The 16916-nt window shown below is 46.3% G+C and carries 8 protein-coding genes; 6 read left to right on the top strand and 2 right to left on the bottom strand.

Going from position 1 to position 16916, the window contains the following annotated elements:
• The first annotated feature begins 55 nt into the window (after positions 1 to 55).
• The 3 genes from HRU69_13405 to HRU69_13395 all read left to right on the top strand — a co-directional run bounded on the left by HRU69_13405 (position 56) and on the right by HRU69_13395 (position 9069).
• Entirely contained in the window at positions 56 to 6880 is a 6825-nt protein-coding gene (locus HRU69_13405) for a fibronectin type III domain-containing protein (GenBank protein ID QOI98427.1), read from the top strand.
• Positions 6881 to 7037: 157 nt separating this feature from the next.
• Positions 7038 to 8213 carry a caspase family protein gene (locus HRU69_13400; GenBank protein ID QOI98426.1) on the top strand — a complete coding sequence of 392 codons (1176 nt, stop codon included), beginning with the start codon at positions 7038 to 7040 and terminating at the stop codon, positions 8211 to 8213.
• A gap of 316 nt (positions 8214 to 8529) precedes the next feature.
• Complete coding sequence (locus HRU69_13395) at positions 8530 to 9069, top strand: hypothetical protein (GenBank protein ID QOI98425.1); 540 nt, start codon at positions 8530 to 8532, stop codon at positions 9067 to 9069.
• Here HRU69_13395 and HRU69_13390 read toward each other — a convergent pair.
• Positions 9066 to 10415 (bottom strand): GHKL domain-containing protein, encoded by a 1350-nt coding sequence (locus tag HRU69_13390; protein ID QOI98424.1) that lies wholly within the window; start codon positions 10413 to 10415, stop codon positions 9066 to 9068. The two genes, HRU69_13395 and HRU69_13390, sit on opposite strands and share 4 nt — an antisense overlap.
• 15 nt (positions 10416 to 10430) lie before the next feature.
• Positions 10431 to 11810: a sigma-54-dependent Fis family transcriptional regulator gene (locus HRU69_13385; GenBank protein ID QOI98423.1), complete on the bottom strand. Its 1380-nt coding sequence runs from the start codon at positions 11808 to 11810 to the stop codon at positions 10431 to 10433.
• A 252-nt stretch (positions 11811 to 12062) separates the two neighbouring features.
• Between HRU69_13385 and HRU69_13380 the strand changes: the two genes are divergently transcribed.
• The 3 genes from HRU69_13380 to HRU69_13370 all read left to right on the top strand — a co-directional run bounded on the left by HRU69_13380 (position 12063) and on the right by HRU69_13370 (position 16838).
• A complete protein-coding gene (locus HRU69_13380; protein QOI98422.1) occupies positions 12063 to 13313 on the top strand; it encodes an efflux RND transporter periplasmic adaptor subunit in 1251 nt (416 codons plus the stop codon).
• A gap of 228 nt (positions 13314 to 13541) precedes the next feature.
• Entirely contained in the window at positions 13542 to 14231 is a 690-nt protein-coding gene (locus HRU69_13375; protein QOI98421.1) for an ABC transporter ATP-binding protein, read from the top strand.
• 222 nt (positions 14232 to 14453) lie between these two features.
• Positions 14454 to 16838, top strand: a complete 2385-nt coding sequence (locus HRU69_13370) for an ABC transporter permease (protein ID QOI98420.1) — start codon at positions 14454 to 14456, stop codon at positions 16836 to 16838.
• Positions 16839 to 16916 lie beyond the last annotated feature (78 nt).

Genomic DNA, 16916 nt, shown 5'->3' with positions numbered 1-16916 from the left:
TCATTCGGTTCAGCAAAGGCATGATCAATGGGTCATCCGGAAAGTATTAAACAAAGTGGAGTGTGATGAAAATGGGATAACCCTTAAGCATCCATCATATACGGTGAATTTTGATAAGTTAGGGGTAACCGTTAAACCTACGTCAGGAGGACCAATTTGGAGTTGGTCTAACGAGTACACAAAAAGCGTCTCTCCAATTTACCGGGATGACACCGTGTTTTATGAACACAACACCTGGGCCGAGCGATATGTTATTAAAGAAAAGAATATTGAACAACAATTTGTCCTTTACGAGCCACCAGTAAGTCAGAGTGGTGTAGTCCGTTTTACGGGAAAAATATCTTCGGAAGGAGAATTCAAATCGCTTAAAAGTGGCTGGAGTTGGCAAAACGAAAAGGGGAGCGTTACACTGGGCAATGTTTTTGTGTTTGATAATAAGCACAGGCAAATACCAGCAGTAATGCATGTAACGCATTCTGAGTCAGTTATTGAAATAGTTGCCTCAGATTTGGTGGACGCAGTTTATCCGGTAACAGTAGATCCGGAAATCGGTGCAAATGATTTTCGGGTAAGTTTTACTGGTCCTGACGGGGATCTTGGTTTTGGTGCAAACAATGCCACTGTAGCTCATTGTGTAACCGATGACCCGGCTACTTACCCTGGTGGTATTTACCTGGTTGTCTGGGCTGCTTCAAATTCTTCTAAAGAGGAAGTGTATGCCCAACGTGTTAATGGAGCCACTGGAGCGTTGATTGGTTCTGAGATTCGGGTGAGTTTCATGGGTGTCCCAAGTACAGATGTAAACTATGGAGGCTCCAGTCCTGATGTAGCTGCATCCTCTACGGAATTTTTTGTGGTGTGGCAAGGAGATGATAATAGCGGTTCATTAGTAAATGATGAGTACGAGATTTACGGTCAACGAATTATCGCCACCTCGGGTTCTTTGGTGGGCACAAGAATAAGAATTAGTAATACGAATACGGATGGCCTGGCTGCTTTTGATGCGGCTAATCCGGCAGTTGCGTACAATGCTACTTCAAACAGATATCTTGTTACATGGTACTCTGATCATGTTTCTGATAATCAATTTGAAATATACTCCCAGGGACTTGAAGCGAATGGTACATTGGTAGGATCGAATGTAAGGATTTCGACAATGGGACCTGATCCAAATACTTTATATGACGCGTTTAATCCTGATGTTGCCTGGAATAGCACCAGCAATCAATACATGATTGCATGGCACGGGGATATTGACGCTATTGGCGATGGTCAAAATGAGGTATTTATAAGACGAGTTGATGGATCTGTCGCAAATCATGGAAATACTATTGGAACAATGGTATTGATTAGCGACATGGGTCCAACCGGCAGTACTTTATATACAGCAACTGACGTAGCGATTGCGTATAATGTTACCAATAACAATTACCTGGTGGTGTGGCGTGGAGATGATGATACCGCACCCCTTGTTAATGATGAGTTTGAAATTTTCGGCCAATTTGTTAGTAATACCGGAACCGTATCAAGCATCCATAACTTTTTCAGAATTAGTTTTATGGGTACAGATGGCTTTCAGAATTTTGGAGCTTCGGCTCCTGCCATAGCATATGACCCAAATTTGAGTCAATTTCTTGTCACATGGCATGGTGATCATAATGTGGGAGGATTGGTGGACAATGAATTTGAAATTTTCGGACAACTGATCCGTAATGATGGTGTAATAGTTGGATCAAACTTCAGATTAAGCGATGCAGGTGGCACAGGAAATACTTCTTTTAATGCAACACTTCCTGCAGTATGTTATAATGGAAGTTATCGGGAATTCCTTGTGCTATGGCAGGGAGATGATAATTACACAACTACTATTGACAACGAAATTGAAATTTGGGGGCAACGCTTTGCTGAAACTTCAATCGATCCAACCAGCCAACCAACGACTCCTGTTTTTACATCAATTACATCATCTTCGCTTAATGTAAGTTTTACGGCTGCCACCGGTTCGCCCGATGGGTACCTGGTATTGCGCAAGGCAGGCTCATCACCAACCGATGTACCTACAGACCAGCAGGTATATACTGTTGGTAGTTTCATCGGTACCAGCACGGTTGTGCATGTAGGCAGTGCGACTTCATTTACACAATCCGGCTTAAGCCCCAACACGCAGTATTTTTATGACTTCTTCAGCTACAACGGAGTAAACTCAGCTACTAACTACCGAACGGTAAGTCCACTGGAAGGTAATGCTACAACTTTGTTTTCTGAGCCAACAACTCAGGGAACTTTGTCAGTTACCTCTTTTGGAACAAGTTCCGTCACAATCAATCTTTCGGCAGGCAATGGCACCAACAGGCTTCTGGTAGCCAAGGCAGGCAGTGCGGTGGATGTATTTCCGGTTGACGGGGTTTCCTACACACCCAATAACAACATTACCCTGGCTCCAAACCTGGGATCATCCAACTTTGTAGTCGGAAGCGGAACAGGTAGTGTGACTGTTTCGGGCCTTTCACTGGCCACGGTGTACCACTTCCGTGTATTCGAATTTAATGGAACAGGAACGCTCACCAACTACAATACCAATTCAGTTGCCGGAAGCATCGGTTCGCAAACCACATTATCAGCGGAGCCGACTGCACAGCCCACTGCCATTAATTTTACAAGCATAACCAACGCATCATTTACAGTTGGGTACACGACAGCCACAGGCTCACCCTCCGGATATATTGCCATTCGGAAAGCAGGTTCGGCACCGGCACAACCTGCTGATTTGCCTGTTGACGGAACAACCTATGCAGTTAATGATCCGATCGGAGGGAGTGCAGTAGCATACGTGGGTAGCTCACTGTCGTTTGCTCAGTCAAGCCTCACACCTGCAACACAGTACTTTTACCTGATCCTGTCCTATAACGGTTCGGGCGGAAACATCAATTACTTTACCACAACCCCGCTTGCAGGTAACCAGTTTACGTTAGCGAATGAGCCCACAACCCAGGCCACCAACATAAGTTTCAGTTCCCTTGCGCCAAATTCACTTACCATTAACTGGACCAACGGAAACGGAGCGGAGCGTTTAGTAATGGCCAGACAGGGCGCCACCGTAAGTGTCAATCCCGCTGACGGGACCGGATACACAGGTAATGCGGATTTTTCATTGGCCACCGATGTGGGGTCAGGCAACAAGGTGGTTTACAGGGGTAACGGCAACTCCGTTACGGTAACCAATCTTGCAGCTAGTACAGTTTATCATTTCAGGGTATATGAGTTGAACGGATCTTCAGCTTCAGCCAATTACCTTACTTCAACGGCAACCGGTAACCCCGGCAGCCGTACCACATTGGCCAATGAGCCATTAACTCAGGCTTCGGGTATTAACTTCTCTTCTATAACACCTAACTCGATGTCCGTAAACTTTACCAATGGCAACGGTACTTCACGGTTGCTGGTGGCCAGAGCAGGCTCAGCGGTGAATGCCGATCCGGCAGATGGCAGTTCGTATACGGCAAATACTGCTTTCGGTTCAGGAAGTGAAATCGGTACAGGAAATTTTGTGGTGGGTGCAGGTTCAGGACCAATTACCATAACCGGATTATCCTCGGGTAACACCTACCACTTCCGGGTGTATGAATTTAACGGAACTTCGGCTGCAGAAAATTATAATGTAACCACTGCCACGAATAATCCTTCGAATGCCACAACCTTGATTGGTGAGCCCACCATTCAGGCAACAAACATTACGTTCACTGCATTTACGGATAACTCACTCTCTATAAACTGGACCAACGGAAACGGTGCCGAGCGACTGGTGCTTGCCCGGCAGGGCAGCGCGGTGAATGTTGACCCGGCTGATGGTGCCAGCTATACCGGCAATGCGAATTTCTCAACCGCAACGGATATTGGTTCGGGCAACAAAGTGGTTTTCAGGGGTGCAGGCAATTCTGTTGCCGTTACTAATCTTGCAGCCAACACGGTTTATCACTTCCGGGTGTATGAACTGAATGGATCAGGGGTAAGTACTAATTATCTCTTGTCAACCGCTACCGGAAATCCGGCAAGTCGCACCACCCTGGCAACCGAACCCACTGCCCAGCCTACGGCTGCCCTTTTCACACTTCAAACTACCACATCCCTCCGGTTATCCTATACTGCAGCTACCGGTTCGCCAACAGGCTACCTGATTATTCGCAAAGCAGGATCAGCTTCCAGCGGTATTCCGGTTGATGGAACATTTTATTCTGTAGGCAATTCACTGGATGGAACAATTGTGGCTATCGGAAACTTTACCCAGTTTGATGACACGGGTCTGTCGGCCGGAACAGGTTATCACTACACGGTATTCTCGTATAACGGGGCAGGGCAGGCGGTGAACTACCTAACCAGTTCACCCCTTACAGGTTTTACCATTACCTTGCCGGTTGCACCAACGGCCAGTGCAGCATCGGGTGTTGGTCAGTTCCAGTTTACGGCCAACTGGAACAGCGTAACCGGTGCTGCTAATTATCTGCTGGATGTTTCCTTGGATAATTTCAGTTCGTTCGTCAGCGGGTATAATTCAAAAACGGTTACCGGTACATCCGATGCGGTAACCGGGTTGACTGCCGGAACAACCTACCAGTACCGCGTACGTGCAGCCAATGCCAGCGGCCAGTCGGTTAACTCAAACACCATTTCTCAAATCACCGTTCCGCCAACTCCGGTTGGAGTAAACATTACGGGCGCTGAGCAAACCCAGTTTGCTGTTGCCTGGACTTCCAGCCTGGGTGCGGTGGATTACCTGCTGGATATTTCCATGGATAACTTCTCAACATTTGTTACCGGTTACAATGGCAAGGTTATTACGGGTACTTCTGAGAATGTAACTACCGGACTGGCTGCCGGTAACACATACCAGGTTCGTGTTCGTTCACGGAATGCCGGAGGTACTTCGCCCAATTCATCAACAGCCACTCAATTGTTAAAGCCTGCCACACCGCTTGCTTTGGATGCGAATCCTATTGGCATCAATTCATTTACAGCAAAGTGGGATCCGGCCAACGGAGCAGCTTCATACATTCTTGATGTATCCACGCAAAATGATTTCTCCACGCACCTTACGGGATATCCAAACAATGAAGGTAATACGCTGGAGAAACTGATCACTGGCTTAACTGCCAACTCATCGTATTACTACAGGGTTAAAGCGGTTAATGCTACCGGTGAGTCACCTTACTCGAATATCAAACCGGTACAAACTCAGCCGGATCCGGGCCCACAAAACATGGTTATTGGCATTCCAACCTATACCGACCTGGTTACCGGCCAAACTCAAGTACCCATCAGCGTAACAGTTACCGGTGGTACAGGGTCTAAAACGGTTGAAGTGTATCATAGGAAAATTACCAGTACGGGAGCATCTGCACCCTTATCCATGTCAAATACTAGCGGTAATATTTGGGAGGCTGACTTACCCGCAAGTGCCTTTGATGAACTGGGGGCTGAGTTCTTTATCCGGGCATCGGACGCAACAGCAGTTCCACCGGTTGAAAACTCTGCGATACGCTATGTTTATAAGTCGTTTACTGATCAAACTGCTCAAGCAATTACTTCCATTGTGCGGCATGGTGGCACGCAAAAGTCATATCAGATTATATCGATACCCTTAGCACTGACGAAGAATAGCATTGCCGATATTTTTGAGCCTGTACCCGAGCTTGGTGCCTACGACAAAACCAAGTGGAGGCTGGTGCGCTTCCAGAATAATAAAAATACCGATTACAAGGAGGGCATCAATGCTATCGATCGGGGCAAGAGTTATTGGTTCAACTCGGTAAGCGAGGTAACAGTAAAAACAGGGGCAGGCACCACACCCAACAACAACCAGGCAACACCCTTTACAATGCCGCTGGCGCAAGGCTGGAACCAGATTGCCACCCCGTATCCGTTTGCCATCGACTGGGATGATGTGCTGGCCGCCAACGGAAATCCGGCAGTAGGCAGCTATAAAGTCTTTAATTCCAATCAACTGAGTTTTGATGTTGTCAACTCCATGAAACCGTTTGAAGGCGGGTTTGTGTTTGCCGATAATGCCGTGCCATCACTCAGCTTCCCGGTAACATTAAAGAACACAGCAGGAGGAAGAATAAAGCATGACGAAGAACTCAGCAAAGACATTGATTCTGAGAAATGGCTGCTGCCGCTTAAGCTGGTGCAGGATGATGCGGTGAACGAACTGGGCGGCATCGGCATGCATCCGCAGGCCAGTTTGAGTAAAGACCGGTTTGATGATGTTACCGTGCCGCGGTTTGTGCAGTACCTGGAAACCAACTTTTACCACCCGGAGTTTTTCTGGCCCAAATTTTCGCGCGATGTGGTGCCTATCACCGAAGAGTATGCATGGAGCCTAACCATTGAAAGCAACGGCAGCGGCCCGATAGAACTGCGGTGGGATGCCGGGGCCATTGCCCATGCACAGTCGGCCCTGTTCCTTGTGGATGAAGAAGACGCACGGGTATTTGACATGCGCACGGAGTCGTCCATTGCATTTACAAATACCGACCGGAAAGAACTGAAACTGGTGTACACGCATAGGGGCGAATACATACCCGGTCGCACCCGGCTTGGAACGCCATGGCCTAACCCGGCCGGCCGGGAGGTGAACATCCCATTTATTCTTGCAGAAAGTAACGGGCCATACCAGGTAGAGATGGATGTGTTCGATCTGAAGGGCGTTAAAGTAGCCACACTGAGTCTGGCTCAGTTGCAGGCGGGTGCGCATGTAAGCGTGTGGGATACGCGCGATGGTACAGGAAGTGAAATGCCCAACGCTATCTACATTATTAAACTGAAAGTAAACGGCAGGTATTTGCCTGAGTTTTCGAGGGTTGTTGTGAACCGCAAGCAATGAGATATACGATGAATCAAAAATATTCAGCATGCTCAGACTGCGCCTTGGCCAATCTTCGGACTGGCAGTGGCAGGTGCGGATTGGGCACAGCGCTGGATGAGCATGCGGGGCCAAGCGGCCCTGGAGCAAACCAATTGATAATCATAATATTAAAATCATGAAAACAACTGTAATGCTTTTGTTCGCAATGGCTGTAGCCGGTTGGTCAGCCTACGCCCAGGGGTTTGTATCAAAAACCAACGAAGTGCAACTTGATTTCAAAAAGGGCGTTCCCAACTCATCAAGCCTGCCGGTCATCAGTTGGATTTTCCCGCAGTTTGAGTACAGCAATTCGCAGGAGCACCGGTTTACCATCGAGGCAACCGTGTCGTCTTCCATCGCACTCAAGTCAGTGCAACTGATCGTGGGCGATAATACCACGGGCGAAGAGAAGTTTATGAAGAACATTGACCTGGCCGACCCACGGGTAGTAACCATTAAGCAGTTAATCAATATCCCTGAAAACGGCTCCAACTTCGTTCGCATAAAAACCGAGAATGCCGATGGAGCGGTGGTGTCGAGCACACGCACCATTATTATCGGTATGGATGCCGTTGCCCTGGCCATCGACCGCAAGGACTATGCGCTGATGTTTGCTACCGACAAGTACGACCACTGGAACGACCTGGTAAACCCGATTGATGACACGCGGGCTATAGCCCGTGAACTGAAAGAGAAGTATGGTTTTGAAGTGGAGATTGTAGAGAACCCGAATGTGGAGCAGGTATTTGAAAAATTGCGCGACTACAACCAGCGTAAGTTCAAGCCGCAGGATCAGTTGCTGATTTTCTTTGCCGGACACGGCACCTTTGATGAGACCTTTGGCGAAGGTTATGTCGTAGCTAAAAACTCACTGGCCAACGACAAGGCCAAGACTACCTACATCTCGCACAACCGGTTGCGCGGCATCATCAACAATATACCGAGTGAACACATTCTGCTGGCTATGGATGTTTGCTTTGGCGGAACACTGGATCCGGAGATAGCACGCGCCCGTAGTGCGGAGGCATACGAAGATACTCCAACCGAAATGGTGGTGCGTAAGCTGAGTCAGAAAACAAGAAAGTATCTTACATCCGGAGGTAAGGAATATGTTTCCGATGGCATTCCGGGCAAGCATTCACCGTTTGCGTCAAAGTTTATAGAATCACTGCGCACGTATGGTGGTACCGACCGCGTGCTTACGTTGCAGGAACTGATTGCCAGTATGGATGTGCTGAAGCAGGTACCCCGCACCGGTTCATTCGGTGATGACCAGAAACTGAGTGATTTTGTTTTTATCAGCAAACAATAAATTAATCAGATAAACAGTAAATGTTCCAGTAAGTCAAATTACCACTGATGTGTCAATAACTAACTCGTTGTGATTGAGAGATGCTTCGCCCGCTCATTGAGCGGCCTCAGCATAACAAACTCTCTGGTTGTCATGAGCTTGCGAAGGACCTCTAATCAAGCAGCATGAAACTCTTAATGCAGTGTCCTCTCTAAGTGTTTATTGTATTTAGGGTCTTTCCTTTGGCCCGATTTTCCAGATTAGTTTAGGGGTACTTTCTGAAGTAATTTTCTGATAAGGTTTTTATTGCCTATCTTTAAATAATAAACCCTTACCAATGAAAACTTTATTTAGCTATTTCGCATCGTTATTGTTTTTTGTACTTGTTTTATCCTCTTGCAGCAAAGACGATGAAGTTCCTGATCGCATAATTATTGACGGTACCTCGTTTAAACTTACCAATGGCTACATTGCCGGTTACGGCATCGAATTTGATGATAACGGCAACCAGGGTTCTCTTTACGATATCCTGCTGACCTCGAGCGGAATTACTGTTGATGGTGATAACCTTGGTGGTGAAGGTCAGATTTTGGTGATGACGCTGTTTTCGGGGAGCACCATTGAACTGAAGCCCGGTACCTATGATTACAGTGATGGATTTATCGAGTCAACCTTGTATGACGCTTTCGCGGCTGATGCGGATTTTGACAGCGGCACCGGCACCGGCTATTACACGGTTGATGGCAGTGTTACCATTTCCCGCTCGGGCAACACCTGGACGATCAAATTCGATTTGCAAATGGAAGACGACAGCGGTAATGATGTTGTTGTTAAAGGCTCTTTTTCCGGTCAACTCATTGAAGTTGAGTTCGATTAAAACCTCAGCGTAAACACCGTTCGTACATCGGGCTCCGATTCCACGCTGATGGAGCCGTTGTGCAACTGCATAATCTGCCGAGACAGGCTCAGGCCAATACCTGAGCCTGTTTTTTTTGTTGTAAAAAAGGGAATGAATATTTTTTCAATAGCTTCTTTAATAATCCCCGAGCCGTTGTCGATTATTTCTACAAGCACTGCGCTTTCATCATACCGGCCAATAAGCTGCAATCGGGGCGAGGGCGTATCCGCTAATGCCTCCAGTGCATTTTTAAGCAGGTTAATCAGCACCTGCTCAATCATTTCTTCATCAGCCTGGATGGTCAGGTACTCCGATGTGCATTCGTATGTAAAGTTTATGTTGCGGACTTTTATTTCCGGCTTCATCAGTAAGGCTACCTTCTCGATCAGGTCCTTTAGCCGAACCGACTTTACTTTAGGTTTTGGAAGCGAGGTGTATTCGCGGTAAGCATCAATAAATTTAATTAACCCTTTGCTACGTGTTTCAATGGTTTCCAGCCCTTCTTTCAGATCTTCCGCTCCTTCTTTTTTCAATTCATAATGATTATTGGTTTTTATCATGTCGTACTCCAGCACATCTTTTAGTGTTGAGGTAAGCGAGGAAATGGGCGTGATGGAGTTCATGATTTCGTGACGGAGCACCCGTGTTAAATTTTGCCAGGCTTCAACTTCCTGTCGCTGCAGTTCCGGCTGTATGTTCTGCAGGGTTATCAGTTTCACATCCTTACCGCGTATACGTAATTCGGTAACCTGGATAGTCAGGTACAGTTCATTGCCTCCCTTGTAAAGGGTGCTTCTGCCCGGTTGGGTAGTGGTGATGGCTTCGTGCAGTTTCAGGTTTCGATCCTGTAGTTCGTTAATGTTCTTGATAGCCTGTACACCAAGAAATTTCTTTGCATTGGCATTGATTAACTGGATGACGCCCGTTTCATCAAAGGACAATATGCCGGTTCGCACCTGTTGCACCACGGTATTCAGGTATTGCCAGTGTTCTTCCTTTTCGCTTCGTGCTTTTCTGAAAGCTTCCAGTACTTCATTAAATGCGATGTTCAGATCCTTAAAACTTTTTCCAAGTTTGTTATCGGTGGTGAAGCCCGATATAAAATCGGAGTATTTAACGGACTCCAGAAAGCGGGTAAGTTTGCGGTTGGTTAGGCTTACAAACCGAAACAGTTCCAGCAACTGCAGCAGGATTACCACCCCGGTCAGCAAGGCTGCAAACAACATATTTACCTGCCCGAGCATGTAGGTAAAGAGTGCCATGGATGCGCCCAGCAATACAACGCGCAGGATTATCCTTGAGCGGAAGTCGCGGAACACGTTCATTTGGGCAGATCTTTTTTACAGGCCATGTTTTTCCAGTCTGCGGTAAAGCGATGATCGGGTCAGGCCCAGTTCGGCTGCTGCCTGGGTAATGTTTCCGTTAACCTTTTTCAGTACTTTGCGGATGAGCAGTTTTTCTACTTCATCCAGGTTGTACTGATCCAGATTTAGCTGGCCGTCATCTTTAGCCGGCTGCGTGGTAAAAGTAAAATCTTCCGGTTGCAACACATTGCCATTGCTTAGAATAACGGCTCGCTCAATAGCATGTTGTAATTCACGGATATTTCCGGGCCACGGATGTTTGTGCATCCTGGTAAGGGCCGCATCGCTGATTTTGGAAACCGGCTTATTGTATTTGCCGGCATAATGTTTTAAAAAGTGATTTGCCAGCAGCGGGATGTCTTCCAGCCGATCGCGCAAGGCCGGTATTTCAATTTCAATTGTGTTAATGCGGTAGAGGAGGTCCTGCCGGAATTTATTTTCCTTTACCATTTCATAAAGCGGCAGGTTGGTGGCACAGATTAACCGAATATCAATGGGTGTTTCCTTGTTAGACCCAACGCGACTTACTTTTCGGTTTTGAATAACCGTGAGCAGCTTGGCCTGAAGCGGCATGGAAAGATTTCCGATTTCATCGAGAAAAAGCGTGCCGCCATTAGCCAGTTCAAAGCGACCGGCCCTGTCTTCCTTGGCATCGGTAAAGGCACCTTTCTTATGACCAAAAAGTTCGCTTTCAAAAAGTGTTTCGGTTATTGAACCCAAATCAACACTTGCAAAGTTTTCATGACTGCGTGCCGAATTCCGGTGGATGGCGCGCGCTATCAATTCTTTTCCGGTTCCGTTTTCGCCAAGTATCAGCACGTTGGCATCGGTTTTGGCCACCCGGTCGATGGTTTGAAAAATGCGCTGCATTATTGCACTGGAACCGATGATTTCGCTAAAGCGGCTGTTGAGTTCTTTATTAATTTCCTGGTTCTTTATTTTCAGCGTTTCAATTTCATCGCGCGATTCGCGCAGGCGCATGGACGAGTACAGCGTAGCCAGCAGCTTTTCGTTTTCCCAGGGTTTTAGTACAAAATCGGTGGCACCGGCTTTAATGGCTTTAACGGCCATCTGCACATCACCGTAGGCAGTAATTAATACAACCACGGCCGAGGGATCGAGCTCCAGAATTTTACCCAGCCAGTAATACCCTTCTTTGCCACTGCTTACATCTTTGGTAAAATTCATATCGAGCAGAATCACATCGTAATCTTCATTGCTCATCAGCGCAGGTATTGCCTCCGGATTCTTCTCCGTATCAACCTGCGCAAAGTGCCTTTTCAGAAACATTTTGGCCGCCTTCAGCAGGTCTTCGTTGTCATCTACAATCAGCAGCTTACCTTGTTTTTGTTCCATATCCGTTCGCTTTCGTCCGTTTTCGGGCTACCGGTTACAAAGTTGGTACCGAAGCCTGTATGGCCCCTGTCTTGCTTGAAATAGCTGCATTTGGGCATTTAAAAGTAGCAGTTTTCGTCCGCATACGGACAATCACGTTCATTTGTGAACGGAATATTTTCGATTTTAGCATAGTAACCGATTGAAATTCCATTAAAAGCCCCTTGGCACGTTTGTTGGCAATCGTGGGCTTAATTATTGAATTATTGATTAATGGATCGGCAGATTAAAAAGAAAAAATGGACGCTTAAGCGGATAGCCACCTATGGGGGTATCGGGCTGGTAGTGGTATTTGTTGGCTACCAGGCTTTGTTTGCCGACAGGCGTTCCAGATTGAAAGTTGAGAAAGATAAAATCACGATATCGGAAGTAAAACGCGGAGTGTTTCAGGAGTTTATACCCCAAACCGGAACCGTTGAGCCCAGCCGCACGGTATACCTGGATGCTGTTGAGGGGGGGATTATTAAACGGGTTGTTGCTGAAAGCGGAGCCATGCTGAAAAAAGGCGATGTTATTCTTGAACTAAGCAACCTTAACCGCGAATTATCGGTCTTGCAGCAAGAGGCTTCATTCAATGAAAGCATTAACCGTGCACGCGAAACCCGTTTGAACATTATGCGGAACGACCTGGAGCAGCGGCAATTATTGGCGGCAATAGATAACCAGTTGGCAATTCTGGAGCCTCAGTATTACCGGCAGAAGCAATTATTTGAGAAGAAGCTGATTTCGAAACAGGAATTTGAACGCACCGAAGCGGATTACAAGTTTAACCTCGAGCGCAAGCGCATAACCTACGAAGTATATAAAGCCGATTCCATCGATCGCATCCGCCAGTTACGCGAAACGGCTGCTTCGGAAAAGCGCATGATGATGAGCCTGGATGGGGTGAGTAAAATTCTGGATAATCTGGTTATACGGGCACCTATTGATGGCCAGCTAACCCGTCCGCAACTGGATGTGGGTCAAAGCATAAATACCGGTCAGCGGTTAGGCCAGGTTGATGTTGTAGGAAGTTATAAAGTGCGCGTAGAGATTGATGAGTTGTACCTTCCAAGAATTTCTGAAGGATTGCGCGCAACAACAACCTATGCAGGCAAAGAATACGAGTTAGTAATTGTGTATGTTTATCCGAATGTTACCAACGGTCGTTTTCCGGTAGATATGAATTTTGTGAATGAAACTCCGCAGGGAATCAGGCGTGGCCTGTCGTTACGCCTGCGCATTGAGTTGGGCCAGTCAAGCGAAGAGGTATTATTGCCGGTTGGCGGATTCTATAAGGATACGGGTGGCAACTGGGTATATGTACTGGAGGGCGATGGTAACCGGGCGGTAAAAAGGAGCGTCAAACTGGGCCGTAAGAATACTGAACACTTTGAAATACTGGAGGGGTTAAAGCCTGGCGACAGGGTGATAACTTCTTCGTACGAGAATTTTGGAAATAATGAAGTGTTGGTGCTGAACTGATTTGGAGTTCAAAGTTTGAGGTTCAAAGTTCAAGGTTCAAAGTTCAAGGTTCAAGGTTCTTGGTTATATTCTGAACCAGGAACTTTGAACCAAGAACCAAGAACCTTGAACCAAGAACCTTGAACCAAGAACCAAGAACCTTGAACCAAGAACCTTGAACAAATATTAGAGTAAATCGTATAAAACAAAATCAACTTAACGAACATCATAAACCGAAATACAACTACCATGATCAAACTGAAAAACCTTGAAAAAGTCTATACCACCGAAGAAGTGGAAACGACTGCATTGAACAACATTAACCTGGAGATTAAAGGAGGCGAGTTTGTTGCCATTATGGGGCCTTCGGGTTGTGGTAAGTCAACCTTGTTAAATATTCTGGGCCTGCTCGATAACCCCACTAATGGAGAATATTACTTCGGAGACCATGAGGTATCAAAATACTCCGAACGCCAGCGGGCACAGTTACGGAAAGGTTCCATAGGCTTTGTGTTTCAAAGTTTTAATCTCATTGATGAACTTACCGTTTTTGAAAACGTTGAACTGCCTCTGTTGTACATGAAGGTTCCTTCTTCCGAGCGTAAGCAACGCGTTGAAGAAGTACTGGAGCGCATGAACATCATGCATCGCAGAAATCACTTCCCTCAGCAATTGTCGGGCGGCCAGCAACAGCGTGTGGCCATTTCACGGGCGATTGTAGCCAAACCCAAAGTTATTCTGGCTGACGAACCCACCGGTAACCTCGATTCGGCCAATGGCGAAGAGGTAATGAAGCTTCTTTCTCAATTAAATGAGGAGGGGACCACCATTGTAATGGTAACGCACTCGCCATACGATGCCAACTATGCCCACCGCATTGTTAACCTGTTTGACGGCAAGGTTGTAACCGAAAACATCAAAGAACATTTTCATATTTAAAAGTTTACAGGTTTAGGTTGTTTCGGACCCTGGCGGGAAACTGCCGGGGTTCATTTTTTTAGAGTCAATCTCCGAACAGTGCCTTGTTCAGAAGTGAACATTTTTTTGGATTGATATCCGTTATTCAAACAATTTCGTGCCTTTAAAAGGCTGGCATTTTCTTTGGGTATCATGCAACCATGTTTATTAAATGTTCGTCTATCCTCCGAAACCAACCCCGGCATGATTAAAAACTATCTGCTTATCACCATCCGTAGTATGATGAAGAATAAGATTTATCTCTTTATCAATATACTCGGTATGGCCATAGCCATCGCTTGCTGTATTGTAGGTTACTACAACTACGACTTTAATGCGAGCTTTGACGAATACCATACCAACCGGCATGAAATTTACAGGGTAAACCTTATCCGGGAATTTCAAGGAAAATTTACTGAGTACGGTTATGTTCCGTTGCCTTTAGGCGCAGCCTTGCGGGAGAATGTTAAAGACGTTGAAGCCGTTACACGGTATTCGAGTGTTTATGCCGATGTGCGTATAGGCGATGAAATTTTTGACACCCGTCTTTCCTATGTGGATTCTGATTTTATAACCATGTTCACCCTTGAAGTACTGGACGGATCATTAAATGCTATTCAGGATAAGTCGCGCGTGCTCATCAGCGATGAACTGGCGCTGCGATTATATGGAACCGTACAGGCCGCAGGAAAACCCTTTACCCATATACTAACCGAAGGACGTGTGCGGGAGTATGAAGTAGGAGGTGTTTATAAATTACCACCTACCAACTCCAGTTTTAACGACAACGCATTTACCCATTATGAAAACTTCTGGGATCTTAATGCCGACTTTAATCAAGGCAGTAATTGGTATTTCCGCAATACCGTGTTTGTGCAGCTGAAAGACGTTAGCCGGATTAACGCCATTGAAGAGCAGCTTAAACCGTATAAAGAGAACAACAATAAGGTGCGCGAAGACTTTATAATCAGCGGCTTTGCGCTTGACCCGCTGGTGGGAATGGCTGTTCGCGATGAATACGCGAGCCGGCCGGGCAGGTGGACGCGCAACGCCTCGCCACTTGCAGCAGTAGTAGGGGTAGGAGTGATGGGAATTTTTGTACTGCTTATTGCCTGCTTTAACCTCACCAACACGTCCATCGCCATTTCCTCGCGCAGGCTAAAGGAAATCGGTATCCGTAAAGTAATGGGCAGTATGCGCCAGCAATTAATTGTTCAGTTCATCGGTGAAACCATGCTGGTGTGTTTTATGGCCCTTCTGCTTGGGATGGTTATTGCTGACCTGCTGCTCCTCCCTGCCTTCAATGCGCTATGGCCTTACATGAAACTTACCACCAACTACCTGGGTAAACCCGATTTTACCATCGTGATGATGTTAACGCTGCTGTTTACCGGGTTATTAGCCGGCAGTTATCCTGCTTTCTACATCAGTAAGTTTCAACCTACCGCAATTCTGAAAGGGAAATTGAAGTTTGGTGGCACGAATTATTTTACCCGTATTCTCCTGGCACTTCAGTTTGCTATTTCGTTAATCGGGATTGTTTGCAGCATCGCGTTTACCCAAAACGCAAAATACCAGCAGGAATTTGATATGGGCTTTAAGCAGCGGGAAGTGCTATTCACCTGGGTAAACAGCGAATCGGAATTCAATGCCCTTCGCGATGTAATGGCTCAAAACCCGGATGTGATTTCCATAGCGGGCGCTGAACATCACTTGTTTTCAAATGCGTACAACGATCCGATTAAGCATGAGGATAAAGAAATTGAAGCGGATATTCTGAATGTGGGCGACAACTACCTCGCAACGGCCGGCCTTACCCTTTTACAGGGAAGGGATTTCATAAAGGATTCGGAAACTGACCGTAAAGAATCAGTAATCATAACCGAACGTGTCGCTTCGCTTTTCGGATGGGATAAACCCCTCGGTAAGGAAATTATTTGGATGGACACGGTTAAATTATTTGTGGTTGGCGTGGTGAAAGATATTTACAATAACGGCCTGTGGGAAGACTTTGATCCGGTAATGTTCAGGTACTCCGCAACAGAAAACTACCGGCACCTGGTGCTTACCGCTCCACTTGATAAGATTGTAGGTGTAAATTCCTATATGGAGGAGAAGTGGAAAACTATTTTTCCTAACCGGAAATTTGCCAGCCGGTATATGGACGACCAACTGGTTGAGGCAACCACGGTGAACAACAATATCGTTAAGATGTTCATCTTCCTGGGTATTGTGGCCGTATTGCTTTCCATTACCGGCTTGTTTACCCTGGTTTCATTAAACATCATAAAAAAGATGAAAGAGATTGGGGTTCGTAAAGTGCTGGGTGCATCGGTAGCCAACATTTCCAGGGTTATTAATGCCGAGTTTGTTGTTATATTATTGATAGCCTGTTTGTTCGGTTCATGGGGTGGGGCCTGGATGTCGGAGATGCTGATGGACAGCATTTGGGATTTTTACCAGAAAGCTACGCTGGCTACCCTTGTTATTTCATCGGTTATTATTCTTGCGGCAGCAACCTTAACGGTAAGTTTAAAAACCTACAATACGGCCCGTATGAATCCGGTTAACGTATTGAGGGATGAGTAAGTGTAACCTTATGCTCTGTAAAAGCGTCTGCTGTTTGGATAAATCCTGATTGACTTGTTTAACTAACTAACTACTATT

It is taken from the genome of Flammeovirgaceae bacterium (assembly GCA_015180985.1).
In the GTDB taxonomy this organism is placed as follows: Bacteria; Bacteroidota; Bacteroidia; order Cytophagales; family Cyclobacteriaceae; genus UBA2336.
The sequence above is the reverse complement of the archived record's forward strand: the minus strand, read 5'-3'. Positions and strand labels throughout refer to the sequence as shown.